The organism is Sphingorhabdus sp., from assembly GCF_044357595.1.
In the GTDB taxonomy this organism is placed as follows: Bacteria; Pseudomonadota; Alphaproteobacteria; order Sphingomonadales; family Sphingomonadaceae; genus Sphingorhabdus_B.
On record NZ_JBIKPH010000147.1, the window covers coordinates 1 to 5,693 of the forward strand.

Annotated in this window: 5 protein-coding genes; all 5 read right to left on the bottom strand. The window is 54.9% G+C overall.

Annotated elements, in window-relative coordinates; genetic code table 11:
- Positions 1 to 62: 62 nt before the first annotated feature.
- The 5 genes from rodA to ACIQ2T_RS11675 are packed head-to-tail and all read right to left on the bottom strand — an operon-like array spanning position 63 to position 5,582.
- Positions 63 to 1,175 carry a rod shape-determining protein RodA gene (rodA, locus tag ACIQ2T_RS11655; RefSeq protein WP_397590966.1) on the bottom strand — a complete coding sequence of 371 codons (1,113 nt, stop codon included), beginning with the start codon at positions 1,173 to 1,175 and terminating at the stop codon, positions 63 to 65.
- On the bottom strand, positions 1,172 to 3,079 hold the full coding sequence (mrdA, locus tag ACIQ2T_RS11660; protein WP_397590967.1) for a penicillin-binding protein 2: 1,908 nt from the start codon (positions 3,077 to 3,079) through the stop codon (positions 1,172 to 1,174). The genes rodA and mrdA overlap by 4 nt, the downstream gene beginning before the upstream one ends.
- Positions 3,076 to 3,630: a rod shape-determining protein MreD gene (mreD, locus tag ACIQ2T_RS11665; protein WP_353209101.1), complete on the bottom strand. Its 555-nt coding sequence runs from the start codon at positions 3,628 to 3,630 to the stop codon at positions 3,076 to 3,078. Before mreD ends, mrdA begins: the two co-directional genes overlap by 4 nt.
- Entirely contained in the window at positions 3,627 to 4,529 is a 903-nt protein-coding gene (gene mreC / locus ACIQ2T_RS11670; protein WP_397590968.1) for a rod shape-determining protein MreC, read from the bottom strand. Before mreC ends, mreD begins: the two co-directional genes overlap by 4 nt.
- A gap of 12 nt (positions 4,530 to 4,541) precedes the next feature.
- Complete coding sequence (locus ACIQ2T_RS11675; protein WP_315470665.1) at positions 4,542 to 5,582, bottom strand: rod shape-determining protein; 1,041 nt, start codon at positions 5,580 to 5,582, stop codon at positions 4,542 to 4,544.
- Between the last annotated feature and the right edge of the window lie 111 nt (positions 5,583 to 5,693).

Below are 5,693 nucleotides of genomic sequence, written 5' to 3' on the forward strand. Positions count from 1 at the left end.
GTCCCGTTTGGAGCGCCGCCTTTGATGCTATTCGCGGCCTTTGTCAAGCACGCCTGCGGGATTTATTGGAATTGACCATGCTTTGAGCCAGGATGGCGTTCGATGGACATGATGATGCCCACGCATAACATCATCGTCAGCATCGACGATCCGCCATGACTGACGAAGGGCAGAGGTATTCCAGCAACTGGGGCGAGGCCAACCACCATCAGTAAATTGATCATGATGTAGAAGAATATCGTGCAGGTCAGGCCCGCGGCGACCAATTTTCCGTATCGCGTCTTGCTCTGCACCGCGACTTTTAAGCCCCAGCGCATAAGCATGAAATAGAGGAATAGGATGAAAAAGCCGCCAATGATGCCCCATTCTTCGGCCATTGTCGCAAAGACAAAGTCTGTATGACCTTCAGGAAGATAATCGAGATGGCTTTGTGTGCCATTGCCAAAGCCCTTGCCAAAGATGCCACCTGATCCAATCGAGATTTTTGACTGGGTGATATGATAGCCGGTGCCAAGAGGGTCATTTTCAGGGTTGAGGAAAATCAGAACCCGGTCTTGCTGATATGCCTTCATCCCAAAAAAATAGACCAATGGCGCAACAACCGCGAGGGCCGCGCCAGCGCCGATGAAGTAGATCAGCGGTAGGCCCGCCATGAAGCCCACAACGCCAAGCCCAAAGGCGTAAGCGATAGCGGCGTCAAAATCCGGCTGGATGATAACCATCGCGCTTGGCAGGATCAGGATTAAAACAAGCGGCCATATCGCTTCAATGCCATATATTCGGTTTGGTGGAAGTCGGTCGAAAAACCATGCAGCGGCCAGCACCATCGCTGGCTTCATTAATTCGGAAGGCTGCAGCGTGATAAAGCCCAGGTTGATCCAACGCTGACTTCCGCCGCCGACAAAACCCATGAGTTCGACGACCACGAGCAAGAGCAAAAGCAGCAGGTACAATGGGAAAGTTATTGATTTCCAAAATCCCAGCGGCATCCGTGACATCGCGATCGCCAGTACGAGGAGTGCGATAAAGCGCAGGACATGTTTGCCTGCCCATGGTTGCAGATGACCACCAGCTGCCGAGTATAAGACGGTTGCGCCAAAGCCCACCAGCGCCATCAGAATGAAGATTACGCGCCAGGGCAAGGCGGCGATAGGCGCAGGGACTATGCCGTTCATATTGTCGGATCCAGCGGCGGCGGCGCGGTGGGCTGCCCCTGGAACGTCGCGTATTTGGCCGCCATACGTTGTTCGATATTACCGCCCCAGCCTGCCTCTAGCGCTTCCAGCGAAGCCATCGCCTGCGCACGGTCATATAAGAAGGTCAGAACATCTTTTGCAATGGGTGCTGCTGCACGGGCGCCACCCATGCCATGTTCGATGACAACTGATGCGGCGTACCTTGGTGCGGCAACGGGTGCAAAACATACGAAAAGCCCGTGATCACGATATTTCCATGCCCCGGATTGTCCGCGTTGCGCCCCTGCGATGCGGCGCACTTGCGCGGTGCCGGTTTTGCCCGCCATCGTTATGTTTTCAAGTTGCAGTTTACTGCGCACGGCTGTGCCGGCGCCATTGACAACCAAGTTCATGCCGTCCCGCACAACATCAAGATGTTCTGTTGGAAAGGAGAGGGGCTTGGGCGCTACCCGTTTTTTCAACAATATTTCGGGCTGCACATGCAAGCCGGAGGAAATGCGTGCAGCCATCACAGCCAATTGAAATGGGCTTGCGATGATATAGCCTTGTCCAATGACCGCGTTAAGCGTGTCGGATTCTGTCCATTTCTGGTCATATTTGCGCATTTTCCAAGCGCTGTCGGGCACGGTGCCATAGCGTTGCGAAGGGAAAGGCAGCGAAAATTCCTGACCAAGGCCTAACTCCCGCCCGACAGGAGCGATATTGTCATAACCGATCCGACGCCCCATCGCATAAAAATAGGTATTGCAGCTTTTCATGATAGCCGTGCGCATGTTCACTGCGCCATGGCGCCCGAGGCATTTGAACACGCGATTGCCAAGTCGATACCCGCCGTTGCAGACAACCGTCTCATCAGGGTCAATGCCTTGGCGCAACATCGCGAGGCCAGCGACTGGTTTTAATGTAGAGCCCGGAGGGTAAAGCCCCTGCAATGCCTTGTTCAGCATGGGGATATGGTCATCGCTGTTCAGCATTTTCCATTCGACCCGGCCAATGCCATCGGAAAAACTATTGGGATCGTAACATGGCATCGATGCCATGGTTAGAATGTCGCCTGTGAGACAATCGAACACGACAACTGACCCTGATTCCAGACCAAGCCGGCGGGCAGCATAATTATGCAGATCAATGTCGATCGTGAGTTGGACCGGCTTTCCAGGAATGTCGGGTCGTGTGGCGAGGTCACGGATAATTTTGCCACGCGCTGTAACCTCCGTGCGCTTTGCCCCCGGTTCGCCCTGCAAACGGTCTTCTAACGTCTTTTCAAGGCCGTCCTTGCCGACCTTAAACCCTGGCGTAATCAGTAACGGCTTTTTGCTCTTCTGATATTCTTCGGCCGATACGGTGCCAACATAGCCAATCAGATGACCGACGGCTGCGCCGCTCGGGTAAAAGCGCGAATAACCCTGACGCGGGCTAACACCGGGAAGGTCAGGCAAGCGTACGCTGACGGCGGCAAATCGTTCATAATCCAGACCGGCGGCAACTTGCACAGGTTGAAACCCTTGCGCGTTCTTGAGCTCGCGGTGAATGCGGTCAACATCATCGGTGGAAAGCGTCAGCAATTCCGCCAGCGTGCGGACGGTTTCATCTTTTCGCACCAGCCGATCGGGAATGATATCGACCCGAAAGTCAGCGCGGTTGGTGGCAATTGGTTTGCCATATCGGTCGACGAACCAGCCCCTACGTGGGGGAATGATAGTCAGATTAACGCGGTTGCTTTCGGCCAATAGCTCGTATTTTTCATTATCGGCGACTGCGATATAAGACATACGCGCAGCCACGGTCAGACCAATAGCTGCCTGCACGCCGCCAACAAAAACGGCACGTCGTGTGAAGGTGAAATCAAGCTGCCCTGATGTGACCTGCTTTTCGATTTTCATGTTGCCAATCGCCAGCTGTCGAGACGCGCACATATGCGCACGACGAGTGGATATAGCAATATCGACAATATAATCTGGGGTATTAACAAACTCGGCTCAGGTGCTGCGTGTGCAAGGCCAGCGATCCATAACCCGCCAAGTAAAACGGCCGTTATGAGCAAGGCTGCAATGAGCCAGTCCTGAAAATAATCACGCCAGATTGCGCGTGAATCGATAATCTCGAGAGCCAGCATCGCGAGGGACCAGAGCAGGCCAGCGCTGCCGAAGGGCTGACCACTGAAAAGATCGTCCATCAAACCAAAGGGAATGCCGGACCACACGGGAAGCAAGCCAGGCCGCATCAAGCGCCAACCGAGCATCATCAAAAGGCCGAAGGGCGGCAACAACGGTTCCGCTGTAAATATGGGCAAGGTCGTGACCATCGACGCCAGAATGACCGAGGCAATCGGGATCGCTAACATTTTGAGTAACGATTGTTCGCGGTCAAAGCGGCTTTCATATTCGCGTCCTGGCCGTGTTGGTAGGCGGATGGCAGTTACCGGAATTTTCACTCTTTAATCTCTTTGGTCTTGCCCTCAGGGGCGGCAGCTTGTTGGGCCGCTCGGGCTTCGCCCTGATATTGTCGCACGACGATTGCATAAGGCGTGTTGCCGGGGCCAGCAAAAGGGATGGCCAACGCACCATCGCTGGTTTTGCGAATGACGCGGGCAAAGGGAATGTTCGGGCGGTACAAGCCGCCATTGCCGGAGGTTACAATCACGTCACCTACTCTAAACGGACTTTCGCCCAAGTTTAGCGGCTTGATGAGAACTGTTCCGTTGCCAAGCCCGGCTGAAAATGCAGGTAGGCCGTCACTCACGCGCATCACGGGCACCAGATTTTCGGCGTCCGTTACCAACAGAATTCGGGCAGTTGTTGGGCCGACTTCGATAACCCGGCCTATTAGCCCCGCGGGGCCCCGCACTGGTTGCGCACGTTCCACACCATAATTGCGACCGACTGATAAGGTCGCGACCCGCCGCGTGCTGGATGCGGTAGAGCTAATGAGCCGGCCAACGGCGATTTGCTGCTCGCCTTCGTCGGTTAGTTTTAGCAATCCCCGCAGCCGCGCATTTTCAATGCGAAGCGCGCGCGCTTCGATCAATTTGCTCCGGTTGACCCGTGCTTCTTTTTCGAGCGTCACATTTTTCGAGGCAGCGTCTATATAGGCGGACGCATCACGCGTGATACCTTGTGTGGACAGTCGAAGCGCGCTGAAAACACGAGCGATCGGGGCGGTGATTTCTGCACCAAAGGTCCTAAGAGCCGCAAAGCCAGTTGGATCGACGACCGATATCGACAGAAGCAGCGCAGCCACTATTGTCCCTGCAGTCGCCGCCACATAGGTTACGAACAGGCTATATTGCGCCTTCCGGGAAAATCCGGGGCGCCGATGCGGTGGCGGCGCCATCCTAACCTCGCCTTAGGCGGTGAGCAGGACGCCGCGGAAGATCGGGTCTTCCATGGCCCGGCCAGTGCCGATAGCAACGCACGTCAACGGGTCTTCGGCAACCGTAACGGGCAGGCCGGTTTCATCACGCAAAAATTCGTCAAGACCGGCCATCAAAGCGCCGCCACCTGTCAGAACAATTCCTTGATCTACGATGTCAGCCGCCAGTTCTGGCGCGGTGTTTTCAAGCGCAACGCGCACACCTTCGAGGATTGTACCGATCGGTTCCGATAAGGCTTCGGCAATCTGCCCCTGATTAATCGAAATTTCCTTCGGCACGCCGTTTACAAGATCGCGGCCCTTGATGTGCAAGGTCTGGCCAATGCCATCGGCTGGCGGACGGGCGGTTCCAAAATCCTTCTTGATCCGCTCGGCGGTTGCTTCCCCGATAAGCAGGTTATGGTGTCGTCGAACATAGGAAACAATCGCTTCGTCCATCTTATCACCACCGGTCCGAACGGAGGTTGTGTAAGCAAGGCCGCGCAAGGACAGGATAGCAACTTCAGTCGTGCCACCGCCAATATCAACAACCATGGAACCAATGGGTTCAGTTACCGGCATATTTGCGCCAATGGCAGCCGCCATGGGTTCCTCGATAAGGAACACCTGAGACGCACCCGCATTTGAGGCCGCGTCACGAATCGCACGGCGTTCAACCGAGGTTGACCCCGATGGAACGCAAATGACGATTTCAGGATAGCTAAACATGTGGCGCTTGCCGTGTACCTTGTGGATGAAGTGCTTAATCATCTGCTCGGCAACATCAATGTCTGCAATCACGCCATCACGCAGCGGGCGAATGGCTTCGATGCTGTCCGGGGTTTTACCCATCATGAGCTTTGCGTCGTCGCCAACCGCCTTCACGCGCTTGATACCATTCAGCGTTTCAATCGCCACAACCGAGGGTTCGTTCAGAACAATGCCTTGGCCACGGACATAAACCACCGTGTTGGCGGTGCCGAGATCAATTGCCATATCCTGCGATGCGAAACGGAAAAACTTGCCAAATACCATGTAATATCCACCCAGTCCGGTTTGGTGAGAGTCCTTTGGAGCACGCCCAAATAATCGCGCGATCCTAGCGGAATTTGCTGTTTTACAAAACAGATATTTGGCTGGATTGCG